The organism is Arthrobacter sp. MPF02 (assembly GCF_046605375.1).
In the GTDB taxonomy this organism is placed as follows: domain Bacteria; phylum Actinomycetota; class Actinomycetes; order Actinomycetales; family Micrococcaceae; genus Arthrobacter.
Genome location: NZ_CP176772.1, coordinates 1,550,538 through 1,563,747, shown reverse-complemented (window position 1 = coordinate 1,563,747; position 13,210 = coordinate 1,550,538). Strand labels below are relative to the sequence as shown.

Genomic DNA, 13,210 nt, shown 5'->3' with positions numbered 1-13,210 from the left:
CACGATGGAGTCATGACTGAGAGCAGCATGCCGCCCCGCCCTGCCGCTTTCAGCTATCCCGGCCATGGCGTGAACGCGCGGACCGGCGTGGCCATATGCCATGGCTTCACGGGAAGCCCACTCAGCGTGCTGCCGTGGGCGGAGCACCTGGCCGAACAGGGTTACGCCGTGACAGTGCCGCTGCTGCCAGGACACGGAACGGACTGGCGCCAGCTGTCCCGGACCGGCTGGAATGACTGGTACCGCAGCTATGAGGCGGCTTTCCTCGACCTCCGGGCGCGGACGGACACATGCTTTGCCGCCGGACTCTCCATGGGCGGGGCGGTGGCGCTGCTGACGGCGTCCCGGCACCCGGTGGCAGGCGTGTCCGTGGTGAACCCGGGCCTCAGCTTCTACGACCGCCGGGTCCGCATCATCGGGCTCTTGAAGTACTTCCAGCGGACCACCATACCCATCCAGGAGGAAGGATCCACGGCGGCCGTCACGGAGGACGGGGACTACTCCCGCACACCGTTGTCCGCGGTGCATGAGCTCAAGAAACTGTTCGCGGCGGCCAACCGCGGCCTGCCGGACATCACGGCACCGGTCCAGGTTTTCAAGTCGCGGGCGGACGCCGTGGTTCCGCCAACGTCCCTGGACCTCCTACGGAGAGGGCTCGGGCCGCGCCTGGCCGAAGTGGTAAGCCTTGCCAGCAGTGGCCATGTGGCTACGCTGGACGTTGATGCGCCGGAGATCTTCGCCAGGTCCAGCGCGTTCATCCGCGCCCGCGCCCGTTTGACCAGCACTTCGGAGACCCCATGACGTCCAGCCCGGACCACAGCCCCTTCAGCAGCGTATCCAGCGGCGACGGCCCACGGACCGGGGTGGTCCTCTCGCACGGCTTTACCGGAAGCCCCCATGGGCTCCGCTCCTGGGCGCACGCCTTTGCCGCGGCAGGATTCGCCGTACGGATGCCCCTCCTTCCCGGTCACGGCACCAGCTGGCAGGACCTCGCCCGGACCCGGTGGCAACAGTGGCACGGTGCGCTGGACAATGCCTACCTGGAGCTTGAGGCTGAGTGCGACCATGTGTTCGCCGCCGGAATCAGTATGGGCGGTGCCTTGGCCTTGCGGATTGCCGCCACCCGCCCCGTGGCAGGGGTGGTGCTGGTCAATCCGGCATTGGTCATCGACGATCCCCGGGCCCCGCTTGCAGGCATCCTCAAGCTGGTCATGAAAAGCACACCGGCCATCGCCAACGACATCCTCAAGGAAGGCGTGGATGAGGGTGCCTACCCGCGCACGCCCGTGGCGGCAGCACACGAGATGAACAAGATGTTCAGGGACACCCTCCGGCTCCTGCCCCGGATTACAGCACCTGTCCAGGTGTACCGGTCCACGGTGGACCATGTGGTGTCCGATTCCAGCATTGCCGCGCTGCGGCGCGGCCTGGTGCATGCGCCGCTGGAACTGCTGCGGCTCGAGAACAGCTACCACGTGGCCACCATGGACAACGACGCCGACCGGATCTTCCGCGGCTCTGTGGACTTCATCCGCTCCACGCTTGCCGGCACCGCCGATCATGGCGCAGCGCCCGCAGCGGCAGGCAGGGAGGGGGCGGCGTGAACAGGCCCGGTTCCGGTTCCCCGGACTCCCCGGACCAGGGCGCCAACCAAGACGACGACGCCGTCTGGCTGGACCTGGTGGCGCGCCTGCAGGAGGACTCCCCCGCGGCCGGCCAGGATCCTGGTGAGGGGAGTTCGGCTGCCAAACCCGGAGATCCGGCAGCCCGGTCAGGTCCTGGGGCCTCGTTCCGCGACTTCGACCCCCTGGGCTTGGCGGGGTCCCGGGCACCGTCGGCTGCCGGGCGGCAGGCGCCGGAGGGCCCGCAGGACGGCCCGGACAGAACCGGCACAGGTCCGCGTGACTATGACGTGCACGACGACGGGGACGACTTCGTCCCGGAAGAACCACCCAGCCTGGCGGGAACGGATCCCCTGACCATGCTGGCATGGCTGGCCGCCGTGGGTGGACCGGTTGCCCTGCTGCTTTCTGCGATGTTCTGGCGCTCGGCGCCGCTGCTGGCTGTCCTGGGCATCGTGGCCGCGTTCGTGCTGGGGACGGTATACCTCATCATGAAGCTGCCCCAGGACAAGGACGAGGACGACGACGGCGCCCGGGTGTAGCCGGTCAGGAGCGGGACCGGCCGGCCACCCTGGACAGGTCCGCCGCGCCGATCAATCCGGCGTGTGGTCCCAGGGCGGCAAGCTCGATTTCTGCGGCGGGCCGGAAACCGCGGCCGGTCAGGTTGCGGGCGAAAGCCTTCCGGGCGGGTTCCACCAGCAGGTCGCCGGCCGAGCATAGTCCCCCGCCGATCACGAACAGTCCGGGGTCGAGCGCAGCGGCGAGGTTTGCCAGGCCCAGGCCCAGCCATTCGCCAACCTCCTCGATCAGTTCCCGGGAGGCGGTGTCGCCTGCCAGCGCAAGTTCGGTGACGACGGCACCGGTGATGGTTTCGGCGCGGCCGTCCACGGCAGCCAGCAGGTCCTGGGCCATGGGCGAATTGCTGCGCGCGAGGATCCTCGCCTCACGCCCCAGAGCGTTCCCTGATGCGTACTGTTCCCAGCACCCGCGGTTTCCGCACTCACACCGGTGGCCGCCGGGCATAATGACCTGGTGCCCGAACTCGCCGGCCACACCGAACCGGCCACGCTCCACCCTGCCGTCCATGACCATGGCACCGCCGATGCCGGTACCGAGGGTGATGCAGACCAGCCGGTCCTCGCCCTGGCCTGCGCCGAAACGCCACTCCGCCCATGCCGCGGCGTCGGCGTCGTTGGCCAGCAGCACCGGCCGCCGCAGCAGCTGCTGCAGGTTTGCCCGCAGCGGCTCGTTCCGCCATGCCAAATGCGGGCTGAACAGGACGGTCCCGCCGTCGAGGTCCATCCAGCCGGCCGCGCCGATGCCCACCGAGCGGATCCGGTGCGCGCGCCCCAGCTCCTCCACCAGCTCCACGATGACGCGTTCCACGGCGCGCGGGTCTGTGCCCGGCGTGGAGCGGCGTGCTTCGCTAAGGATCCTGCCTTCGGAATCCACCACACCCGCTGCCACCTTGGTCCCGCCGATGTCGATCCCGATTGCAAGGCCCCTCCGGCCCAGGCGCAGCTGCGTCCGGAAGCTGTCGCGCTGCCTGCTTCCGGCCCGGAGCGACGCGGACCGGCGCCACGGCGCAGGCTTTCTGGAGGGGCCTGCAGGTTCGCCGGAGGATTGTGCGTACATAGTGCCCCCATTCTAGGTTTCCGCGGCAGCCCCGCCGGGACCCGCGCCGGGCACCGGACACCATTGACGAAGAAGTTACCCGCTAGTAGTTTTTGGTGCTGCACGGCTCCCGCAGCGGCGTACTACTCTGTAGGCATACCCCTGAAGCGGGAGTCCGGATATCAAAGGAGCTATAGTGCGCGAATTCAGTGTTCCGCCTCTTGTTGTTGTCCCACCGGAAACCAATATCACCGACCTGGTGCTGCGGCAGGCCAACAAGGCCAGCAATCCGGCACTGTTCTCGCGCCGGGATCCGGCCGGCGCCTGGCAGGACATCACCGCCACTGAATTCCTCACGGACGTCAGGGCCCTGGCGAAGGGCCTGATTGCCAGCGGCGTCGGGGCCGGAGACCGGGTGGGCATCATGTCCCGTACCCGCTACGAATGGGCCCTGGTGGACTTCGCCATCTGGTTCGCGGGTGCTGTTTCCGTGCCGATCTACGAGACCTCCTCCCCTTCGCAGGTGGCCTGGAACCTGGGCGACTCCGGTGCCGTAGCCGCCTTCGGTGAAGCTGCCCACCACGAGAACGTCATCCGGCAGGCCGTGACCGCGGAGGGCCTCACCGCTTTGCAGCACGTCTGGCAGCTCGAAGGAGCGGGCCTGGACGCCCTCCGGGAAGCCGGCGCCGGCGTCGGCGATGATGAGCTGGAGTCGCGCCGGACGGCAGCGAAACTGGGCGACGTCGCCACCATCATCTACACATCAGGAACCACAGGCCGGCCCAAGGGCTGTGAACTGACGCACGGAAATTTCGTCGAGCTCTCCGACAACGCGCTTGCCATCATTGGCGAAATCGTCAACGAGAACGCCAAGACCATCATGTTCCTGCCCCTGGCGCACGTCTTCGCCCGCTTCATTTCGGTGCTGGCCATGGCCGCCGGAACCACAGTTGCGCATACCCCGGACATCAAGAACCTGCTCTCGGACCTGCAGAGCTACGAGCCCACCTTCATCCTCGCGGTCCCGCGGGTTTTCGAGAAGGTCTACAACTCCGCTCTGACCAAGGCGGAGGACGGCGGCAAAGGTGCCATCTTCCACAAGGCCGCCGACACCGCCATCGCCTTTTCCAAGGCCCGGCAGGCCGGACGCGTTGGCCTGGGCCTGAAACTGCGCCATGCCCTCTTCGACAAGCTGGTTTACAGCAAGCTCCGTTCGGCCATGGGGGGCCGCGTTGCACACGCAGTCTCCGGCGGCGGCCCGCTCGGTGAACGCCTTGGCCACTTCTTCCAGGGCATCGGGCTTCAGGTCCTCGAGGGCTACGGCCTGACCGAAACCACTGCTCCCATCTCGGTGAACACGCCGTCCCTGATCAAGATCGGTTCGGTGGGCAAACCCCTGCCGGGCAATGCGGTAAAAATTGGGGACGACGGCGAGATCCTCGCCAAGGGCGTCTGCGTGATGCGCGGCTACTACAAGCGCGAGGACCTGTCGGCGGAGACCTTCGCCGACGGCTGGTTCCGCACAGGCGACATCGGCCGGCTGGATGAGGATGGCTTCGTGTGGATCACCGGCCGGAAGAAGGAAATCATTGTCACCGCCGGCGGCAAGAACGTCATCCCGGCCCTGCTCGAAGACCAGATCCGGGCTGATGCGCTGGTATCACAGGTGCTGGTGGTTGGTGATAACCGGCCCTTCATCGGCGCCTTGGTGACGCTGGACCAGGAGGCGCTGCCGGGCTGGCTGCAGCGGCACGGACTCCCGGCCGACACCACCCTTGACCAAGCCGCCAACAACCCGGTGGTCAAGGCCGCGGTGCAGGACCTGATCACGGCAGCCAACGCCTCGGTGTCTCAGGCGGAGGCCATCAAGTCGTTCCGCATCGTCCCTGCCGATTTCACAGAGGCATCCGGCCACCTCACCCCGTCCATGAAGGTCAAGCGCGCCCAGGTGATGAAGGATTTCGAGTCGATCATCGAAGAGATGTACGCAGCCCCCCGCTCGTAGCTGAAGGCACAACCGAGGGCGGGGCCCGGTCCGGCAGCGTGCGTAAAAGGGGCCCCGCGCCCCCGCTCGCCGCGAAGCGGCCTAAGAGGGGCGTGGGGAATAGCACGCAGAGGATCGGGCCCCGCCCGAACCAAGGCACCGCAAGCAAGCGAAAGGTCCTCCCGGCTGGTACCGGGAGGACCTTTCGCTGTCTTACTCTGCGGCCGTGATTACTGCTCCACGACCAGCAGCAGGTCGCCGCCCTGTACCTGCTCCACCGACGAGATGGCGAGCCGGGAAACCTTGCCGCCCACCGGCGTCGTGATGGATGCTTCCATCTTCATGGCTTCGATGGTGGCCACCGTGTCGCCTGCGTTGACGGTCTCGCCCGTCTTGACGGTGACGGTGACGGCTCCCGCGAACGGCGCGGCGACGTGGCCCGGCTGGGCCGGATCCGCTTTCTCGGCGGACTTGACGTTGCTCACCACGGAACGGTCACGCACCACCACGGGCCGGGACTGGCCGTTGAGCGTGCACATGACGGTGCGCATGCCCTTCTCGTCCGGCTCCGACACGGCTTCCAGCGAGGCGATCAGGCGGACGCCGCGCTCGAGGTGGATTTCGTGCTCCTTGCCGCGCTGGAGTCCGTACAGGTAGTCGCGGGTGTCCAGGACCGAGATGTTGCCGTAGGTTTCAACGCTCTTGAGGTAGTCCTTGGTGGGCCCGTCGAAGAGCAGCCGGTTCAGCGTGTGCTGGCGGGTCTTGGAATCGGACTTCAGCGCGGCGCTGTCCTCCGGGCTGAGCTCCACGTCGCGGACCTTCACGCTGCGGCCCTGGAGGGCCTTGGTGCGGAAGGGCTCCGGCCAGCCTCCGGGAGGATCACCGAGCTCGCCGGACAGGAAGCCGATAACGGAGTCCGGGATGTCGTAGTTCTGCGGGTTCGCCTCGAAGTCTGCGGGGTCGGCGTTAAGTCCCACGAGGTGCAGGGCGAGGTCGCCTACCACCTTTGACGACGGCGTCACCTTCACCAGGTGCCCAAGGATGCGGTCGGCGGCGGTGTACATGTCCTCGATGGCTTCGAAGCGCTCCCCCAGCCCGAGGGCCATGGCCTGCTGGCGCAGGTTGGACAGCTGGCCGCCGGGGATCTCGTGCTTGTAGACGCGGCCGGTGGGTCCCGGAAGGCCGGACTCGAACGGGGCGTAGACGCGGCGGACCGCTTCCCAGTACGGCTCGAGGGAGCTGACGGCGTCGAGGCTCAGGCCGGTGTCCCGCGGGGTGTGCGCCAGGGCTGCGACCAGGGCCGAAGCGGACACCTGGCTGGTGGTTCCGGCCAGGGACGCGGAGGCCACGTCCACGGCGTCCACACCGGCGTCGACGGCAGCCAGGAGGGTGGCAAGCTGGCCGCCCGCGGTGTCGTGCGTGTGCAGGTGGACCGGCAGGTCGAAGCGCTCCCGGAGTGCCGCGACGAGCTTGGCTGCGGCGGCCGGACGCAGCAGGCCGGCCATGTCCTTGATGGCCAGGATGTGCGCGCCGGCGTCAACAATCTTCTGGGCAAGCTCCAGGTAGTAGTCCAGCGTGTAGAGCTTCTCGGCCGGATCCAGCAGGTCGCCCGTGTAGCACAGCGCCACCTCGGCGACGGCGGTGCCGGTGGCCCGGACAGCGCGGATTGCGGGGGCCATCTGGCTGACGTCATTGAGGGCATCGAAGATGCGGAAGATGTCGATGCCCGTGGCTGCTGCCTCGTTGACGAATGCCTCGGTAACCTCTTCGGGGTAGGGCGTGTAGCCCACGGTGTTCCGGCCGCGGAGCAGCATCTGGATGCACACGTTCGGCATGGCCTTGCGCAGTGCTGCCAGGCGGTCCCACGGGTCCTCCCCAAGGAAGCGGAGCGCGACGTCGTAGGTGGCACCGCCCCACGCCTCGACAGAGAACAATTCCGGCAGGAGGGCGGTGACGGCAGGTCCGGCGGCAACAAGGTCGCGGGTGCGGACACGGGTTGCCAGCAGCGACTGGTGGGCATCACGGAACGTGGTGTCGGTGACCGCCACGGCGTTCTGCTCGCGAAGTGCGCGGGCGAACGCTTCCGGCCCCAGTTCGAGGAGCTTCTGCCGGGAACCGGGGGCTGCCTGCACATCCTTCACGGAGGGCAGCTTCTCCGCGGGGTTGGAGTGCATTGTCAGCTCGCCGTTGGGCTTGTTGACCGTGACATCGGCCAGCCAGGTGAGGAGTTTGGTGCCGCGGTCCGCGGATACCCGTGCCTTGAGGAGCTGCGGACGCTCATCAATGAAGTTGGTGGCGAGGTCACCGGCGACGAAGTCCGGATCGTCCAGCACCGCCTGCAGGAAGGAGATGTTGGTGGACACGCCGCGGATGCGGAACTCTGCCAGCGCGCGGCGGGCGCGCGCCACGGCTGCCGGGTAATCCCTGCCGCGGCAGGTGAGCTTGACCAGCATGGAGTCGAAGTGCGGGCTGATCTCGGCGCCCGAGTAGACGGTGCCGCCGTCGAGCCGGACCCCCGCGCCGCCCGCGGAGCGGTAGCCGGTGATCTTTCCGACGTCGGGGCGGAAGCCGTTGGCCGGGTCCTCCGTGGTGATGCGGCTCTGCAGGGCAGCGCCGCGCAGGCGCACCGAATCCTGCGAAAGGCCAAGATCTGCCAGCGTTTCGCCGGACGCGATCCGCATCTGGGCCTGGACCAGGTCCACGTCAGTGACTTCTTCGGTGACGGTGTGCTCCACCTGGATGCGCGGGTTCATCTCGATGAATACGTGCTGCCCGGCGCGCTCCCCGGCAGTATCCACGAGGAATTCGACGGTGCCGGCGTTGACGTAGTTAAGGGCCTTGGCGAACTTCACGGCGTCGCGGTAAAGGGCCTGGCGGATGCCCTCGTCCAGGTTCGGCGCGGGAGCGATTTCGATAACCTTCTGGTGGCGGCGCTGGATGGAGCAGTCACGCTCGAAGAGGTGGATGGTGTTTCCCTCGGCGTCGGCCAGGATTTGCACTTCAATGTGCCTCGGCCGCAGGACTGCCTGTTCCAGGAACATGGTGGGGTCACCGAACGCGGCGTCAGCCTCGCGCATGGCGGATTTCAGGGCCTCGGGCAGCGCCTCCCGGGTGTCCACCCGCCGCATGCCACGGCCGCCGCCGCCGGCGACGGCCTTGGCGAAGATGGGGAAGCCGATCTCGTCGGCTGCAGCCAGGAGTTCGTCCAAATCCTTGGAGGGGGCGCTGGACTTGAGGACGGGGACGCCGGCTTCGCGCGCTGCCTTGAGCGCAGCCACCTTGTTGCCGGCCAGTTCCAGGACCTCGGCGGGCGGGCCCACGAAGGTGATGCCGGCATCCTTGGCTGCACGGGCCAGGCCCGGGTTCTCGGACAGGAAGCCGTAGCCGGGGTAAATGGCATCCGCACCGGCTTCCTTTGCCACCCGCACGATCTCGTCGACATCAAGGTAGGCACGGACCGGGTGCCCTTCCTCGCCGATCAGGTAGGCCTCGTCGGCTTTCTGGCGGTGGATCGAGTTCCTGTCCTCACGTGGGAAGACGGCAACGGTCTTGGCGCCCAGCTCGTAGCCGGCGCGGAAGGCCCTGATCGCGATTTCGCCGCGGTTGGCCACCAGAACTTTGGAAAACATACTTCTCCTGCATCATTGCGGGTGGATCGGTGAGTGGTCACAGTGTCTAGGACCTCCAAGGACAAACACAAATCTTTGTGTCGACCATCACAGATTCTCCCGTCATGTCCCGATCGCTTCCAGCCGTGACGGCGGAAAGGGCCCCGGCCAGCACAGCGGATGCCGTGCCGAGTCCCGATTAGGCAGGAATCGCCGACGCATCCACATATGATGAGTAGGGCGGCAGGACCGTCCGGCTTCGGCTCTGCCGGAGCAAACATTACCCCCAACACTGCATCCGGCGTTAGGTTTTGGTCTCTCAAGTGCAAGTAGTCAGCATCAGCAGCCTCAAGGGTGGAGTCGGCAAGACTTCCGTCACCACGGGATTGGCGTCTGCGGCACTGGCCGCGGGTGTGAGCACGCTGGTGGTGGACCTTGATCCCCACGCGGACGCGACCACGGCGCTGGGCGTACAACCCGGAGACCAGCTGGATATCGGCAGGATGCTGAAGAGTCCGCGCCGCGCAAAACTCGCCGAAAACGTCGTAGGCAGCAGCTGGACGGCCCGTACTCATTCCAATGGCTCCGGACCCGCTGTCCTGGATGTCGCCGTCGGCTCCGCCTACACCGGTATTTACGACCGCCCGGACCTGGGACGCCGCGATCTCCGCCGCCTGTCCTCCGTCCTCGCCGGCACGGACCGCTACCAGCTGGTCCTGATCGACTGCCCGCCCTCGCTGAACGGGCTTACCAGGATGGCGTGGTCAGCCAGCGATAAGGTGGCACTCGTTGCCGAGCCCGGACTTTTCTCGGTGGCCGGAACGGAACGCACCATGCGGGCCATCCAGTTGTTTCGCGAGGAGTTTGCCCCCAACCTGTCCCCCGCCGGCATCGTGGCCAACCGGGTCCGGACCGGATCCTCGGAGCACAGCTACCGCCTGGCGGAGATGGAGTCCATGTTCGGCGAACTCCTGCTGAGCCCCCGCATACCGGAGCAGGCCAACTGGCAGCAGATCCAGGGCGCTGCGCATCCCGTACACCACTGGCCGGGTGATTCAGCCAAGGCCACCGCCGCCCTGTTCGACGACCTGCTGGCCAACCTGATGGCTGTGGGCAGCGGGCTGCGCAGCCGCGCACGGTAGCCGCACCGTTCTTGAGACTTGCCGGCAGAGAGCAAGAGGGCCGCTCCGTGAGGAGCGGCCCTCTAGCGTTTCAAACGAATCAGCTGATCTTGCGGGCTGCCCGCCGCTTGCTCAGTTCATCGTCGGGGAACGACTGCTCTGCGGCATGCTCGCTGGGCAGTGAGGCAAGGCTGCCTTCAACCTCGCGCCAGACGCGTCCAACCGCGATGCCGAACACTCCCTGGCCGCCCTGGACCAGGTCAATCACTTCGTCAGCCGAAGTACACTCGTAGACGCTGGCGCCATCACTCATCAGGGTGATCTGCGCCAGGTCCTCCACGCCGCGTTCACGCAGGTGCTCCACGGCGGTGCGGATCTGCTGCAGCGAGACACCGGTATCGAGCAGGCGCTTGACCACTTTGAGCACCAGGATGTCGCGGAAACCGTAAAGCCGCTGGGAGCCGGAACCGGCAGCGCCGCGGACTGCGGGTTCCACAAGCCCGGTGCGCGCCCAGTAATCCAACTGCCGGTAGGTGATGCCCGCTGCCTTGCACGCGGTGGGCCCCCGGTAACCGGCATCTTCGTCCAGCACGGGGAGGTCTTCCGTGAACAGGAGGCCCTGGGCACCGCTCGCGGGCACAGCAACACCAGCCGTGGGCTGCTTCAGCCCGCCTGCTTCGCCTTTGGGACTCACCTGGATCCTCCTTGTCCTACGTTCCCGTGGAACAACTGCGGCAGCCTCGGCATGAAGACCATGCGTGTAGTTTTCGCGGGGCGCACTTTCCAGTGTGACTTGCGCGGCTGCCGTAGGCAATGGGAACTTGATACTTCGACGTTAGGCCCGGCGGGGCGTCAGGTCAAAGACCCGGGGGCTTTCAGCGGGCGTGTCGGAACTTTCAACCTCAACTGCAACCTTTACGTGACCTTAGCCGTCGAAGTCCTCAGGTTCCACGTCGTCCAGGAACTCGCGGAAACGGCGGAGCTCACGCTCCTCGTCCACGGTGGGACCGGGCTCCGTGTCCTCGCCCTCATCATGTTCGGTGATGCGGACGCCCGCCTCATCCATCACGGAATCCGCGCACCAGATGCGGCACTTTGCCCGGAGCGCCACGGCCAGGGCATCGGACGCCCTGGAACTGACGGTGGTGCCGTTCTCGAACTGGAGCTGCCCGTAAAAGATGTTGTCTTCCACGGCCACGATATTCACGCTGACCACGCTGTGGCCCAGCGACTCAACCACGTCCACCAGGAGGTCATGGGTCATGGGGCGTGGCGGGACCACACCCTGCTGGGCGAGGGCTATGGCGCTGGCCTCGGGAGTGCCGATCCAGATGGGAACGTGGCGTTCGCCGTGCATTTCGCGCAGCAGGACCAGGGGTTGGTTGGAAGGCAGTTCGATCCGAACGCCTACGATCTCGACTTCAATCATCAGATGTCCATGCGTGAGATGTGGTCCTGCACCAGGGCACGGTGCAGGGTGAGGCAGAGGTCGCTGATCTCACGGGCGGCCTCGGCTGCCCGTGCCTGGGACGCGGAGTCCTTCCGGGAGGCAAGCGGCGCCACGGCCCGCTCCACCAGGCCGAATTCACGCTCGGCCGCGGCCTGGAACGGGCGCAGGTGCCGGGGTTCCAGCCCATGGCTTTCCAGCTGCACGCAGGCGCGGGCAACCTGGAGGGCATGTTCGCCGAACTCGCCGTTGCTGTGGCTGATAAGCCCGTAATCCAGGAGTGCCTGGAGCAGTGGAACGCTGGCCCCGGACTCGGTCCGGAGCTGTTCCTCCGTCAGCTTGCGCCCGCGGTTCTGGAGTTCGGCGGCGAGTTCGTCAGACACGATCCGCGGGGACACCACGACGCCGGGCGGAAGGTTGTCGGGCCGCTCCCCCCTGTCAATGGCGTCAAGGTAGTCCTTGATGACTTTCAGGGGCAGGTACTGGTCCCGCTGCAGGGCAAGGACGAAGCGCAGCCGTTCCACGTCGCCGTCGGAGTACTGGCGGTAACCCGCCGGCGTACGCCGCGGGTTGATGAGGCCTTTTTCCTCCAGGAAGCGTATTTTGGACGCGGTCATGCCGGGGAAGTCGGCGCTGAGTTGCGCGAGGACTTCGCCGATGTTCAGGACCTGCGGTCCCCGGCGTTCCGGTTGTGCCATTGCCACAGGCAGCGGTCCCCGGATCAGCCGCGGCCTGCAGCGGTGGCAGGGCTCAGGTAGAAGGTAAGGCGGAATTTGCCGATCTGGACTTCGCTGCCGGACTTCAGCTCCACGGCGTCCACCCGGTCATGGTTGACGTAGGTGCCGTTCAGGCTGTTCTTGTCCACTACCTCGAAGCTGCGCGCAGTGCGGCGGAACTCGACATGCCGGCGCGAGACGGTGACATCGTCCAGGAAGATGTCGGCGTCCGGGTGGCGGCCGGCCGTGGTGACGTCGGAATCCAGCAGGAAGCGCGCGCCGGCGTTGGGGCCGCTGTGCGCCACGAGCAGCGCCGAGCCGGCCGGGAGCGCCTCGATGGAGTTCCGCTCCTCCGAGGAAAGCTTGGGGGCGATAGTCGGTTCGTCCCGTACGGGGGTGAGATGGATGGAGGTGGTCTCCGACGCCCTGGCCGCACCCGCGCCGTAATCCCCGTCGGCAGGGTTGTGTGTGTGGCCAGCCATGGATTCCTCCTCTTCCCGCTGCAGCCCCTCCGGCCTGCAGCCAACGTATGCCGTCCGGCCCTGCCCGGCAGGTCCGGCACCGGCTCCTATCCGGCGGCTGACGTGCGGAGACGTCCTGCCTCCGGCGCGGAGCCGGACCGGATATACCGGTTAGCTTTAGCCTACCTGCTGTTCGTACTCCGATGCACTGAGCAATGAGTCAACAGCGTCCGCCTCGGCCAGTTTGACCTCGATCAGCCAGCCTTCGCCGTAAGGATCGCTGTTGATCAGGGCCGAATCGGTGTCCAGTGACTCGTTGCGGGCCACCACTTCGCCGCTCACCGGCGCGTAGATGTCGCTGACGCTCTTGGTGGACTCCACCTCGCCCACAACTTCGTTTGCCGTAATCCTGGTGCCGACCTCGGGCATCTGCGCGTAGACAACATCTCCGAGGGCATCCTGTGCGAAGTCGGTAATGCCGACACGGACCACACCGTCGGCATTGGGAGCGGAGACCCACTCGTGTTCGGCGGTGTAGGACAGGTCTTCGGGAATGTTGCTCATGGGGGCCTTTCATCGGATCAAACACCAGGTACACGGGGCCCGGAAACAGACCGCCGCTGAAAGTATAGGCACA

At 66.7% G+C, this 13,210-nt stretch carries 12 protein-coding genes; 5 read left to right on the top strand and 7 right to left on the bottom strand.

The annotated features are described in order from the left end of the window. Positions 1-12: 12 nt before the first annotated feature. Genes ACLH0K_RS07365 through ACLH0K_RS07355 form a run of 3 tightly spaced genes read left to right on the top strand, consistent with a single transcriptional unit; the run spans position 13 to position 2,164 of the window. On the top strand, positions 13-801 hold the full coding sequence (locus ACLH0K_RS07365; RefSeq protein ID WP_411376139.1) for an alpha/beta hydrolase: 789 nt from the start codon (positions 13-15) through the stop codon (positions 799-801). Next, positions 798-1,604: an alpha/beta hydrolase gene (locus ACLH0K_RS07360; protein WP_411376138.1), complete on the top strand. Its 807-nt coding sequence runs from the start codon at positions 798-800 to the stop codon at positions 1,602-1,604. The genes ACLH0K_RS07365 and ACLH0K_RS07360 overlap by 4 nt, the downstream gene beginning before the upstream one ends. Then, the gene (locus ACLH0K_RS07355; protein ID WP_411376137.1) at positions 1,601-2,164 is read left to right on the top strand and encodes a hypothetical protein; all 564 of its coding nucleotides are present in this window, start codon (positions 1,601-1,603) and stop codon (positions 2,162-2,164) included. Before ACLH0K_RS07360 ends, ACLH0K_RS07355 begins: the two co-directional genes overlap by 4 nt. Before the next feature lie 4 nt (positions 2,165-2,168). Here the strand turns inward: ACLH0K_RS07355 and ACLH0K_RS07350 are convergent, their stop codons facing one another. Continuing rightward, complete coding sequence (locus ACLH0K_RS07350; RefSeq protein WP_411376136.1) at positions 2,169-3,257, bottom strand: ROK family glucokinase; 1,089 nt, start codon at positions 3,255-3,257, stop codon at positions 2,169-2,171. Positions 3,258-3,432: 175 nt separating this feature from the next. On the opposite strand from ACLH0K_RS07350, the gene ACLH0K_RS07345 reads away from it, so the two are divergent. After that, positions 3,433-5,241 (top strand): AMP-dependent synthetase/ligase, encoded by a 1,809-nt coding sequence (locus ACLH0K_RS07345; RefSeq protein WP_411376135.1) that lies wholly within the window; start codon positions 3,433-3,435, stop codon positions 5,239-5,241. Between the two features lie 209 nt (positions 5,242-5,450). Here ACLH0K_RS07345 and ACLH0K_RS07340 read toward each other — a convergent pair whose 3' ends face one another. Continuing rightward, positions 5,451-8,849 (bottom strand): pyruvate carboxylase, encoded by a 3,399-nt coding sequence (locus ACLH0K_RS07340; RefSeq protein WP_411376134.1) that lies wholly within the window; start codon positions 8,847-8,849, stop codon positions 5,451-5,453. 302 nt (positions 8,850-9,151) lie between these two features. Here ACLH0K_RS07340 and ACLH0K_RS07335 point away from each other — a divergent pair, with 302 nt between their 5' ends. After that, positions 9,152-9,970 carry a ParA family protein gene (locus tag ACLH0K_RS07335; RefSeq protein ID WP_411376133.1) on the top strand — a complete coding sequence of 273 codons (819 nt, stop codon included), beginning with the start codon at positions 9,152-9,154 and terminating at the stop codon, positions 9,968-9,970. 79 nt (positions 9,971-10,049) lie between these two features. On the opposite strand, the gene ACLH0K_RS07330 is transcribed toward ACLH0K_RS07335, so the two are convergent. The 5 genes from ACLH0K_RS07330 to gcvH all read right to left on the bottom strand — a co-directional run bounded on the left by ACLH0K_RS07330 (position 10,050) and on the right by gcvH (position 13,137). Next, positions 10,050-10,643 (bottom strand): MerR family transcriptional regulator, encoded by a 594-nt coding sequence (locus ACLH0K_RS07330; protein WP_009358601.1) that lies wholly within the window; start codon positions 10,641-10,643, stop codon positions 10,050-10,052. 231 nt (positions 10,644-10,874) lie between these two features. After that, positions 10,875-11,378: a bifunctional nuclease family protein gene (locus ACLH0K_RS07325; RefSeq protein WP_138135016.1), complete on the bottom strand. Its 504-nt coding sequence runs from the start codon at positions 11,376-11,378 to the stop codon at positions 10,875-10,877. Further along, positions 11,378-12,094 (bottom strand): MerR family transcriptional regulator, encoded by a 717-nt coding sequence (locus ACLH0K_RS07320; RefSeq protein WP_411376132.1) that lies wholly within the window; start codon positions 12,092-12,094, stop codon positions 11,378-11,380. The genes ACLH0K_RS07325 and ACLH0K_RS07320 overlap by 1 nt, the downstream gene beginning before the upstream one ends. A gap of 23 nt (positions 12,095-12,117) precedes the next feature. Then, on the bottom strand, positions 12,118-12,594 hold the full coding sequence (locus tag ACLH0K_RS07315) for an FHA domain-containing protein (protein WP_411376131.1): 477 nt from the start codon (positions 12,592-12,594) through the stop codon (positions 12,118-12,120). Between the two features lie 156 nt (positions 12,595-12,750). Beyond that, positions 12,751-13,137, bottom strand: a complete 387-nt coding sequence (gene gcvH / locus ACLH0K_RS07310; protein ID WP_138138969.1) for a glycine cleavage system protein GcvH — start codon at positions 13,135-13,137, stop codon at positions 12,751-12,753. Between the last annotated feature and the right edge of the window lie 73 nt (positions 13,138-13,210).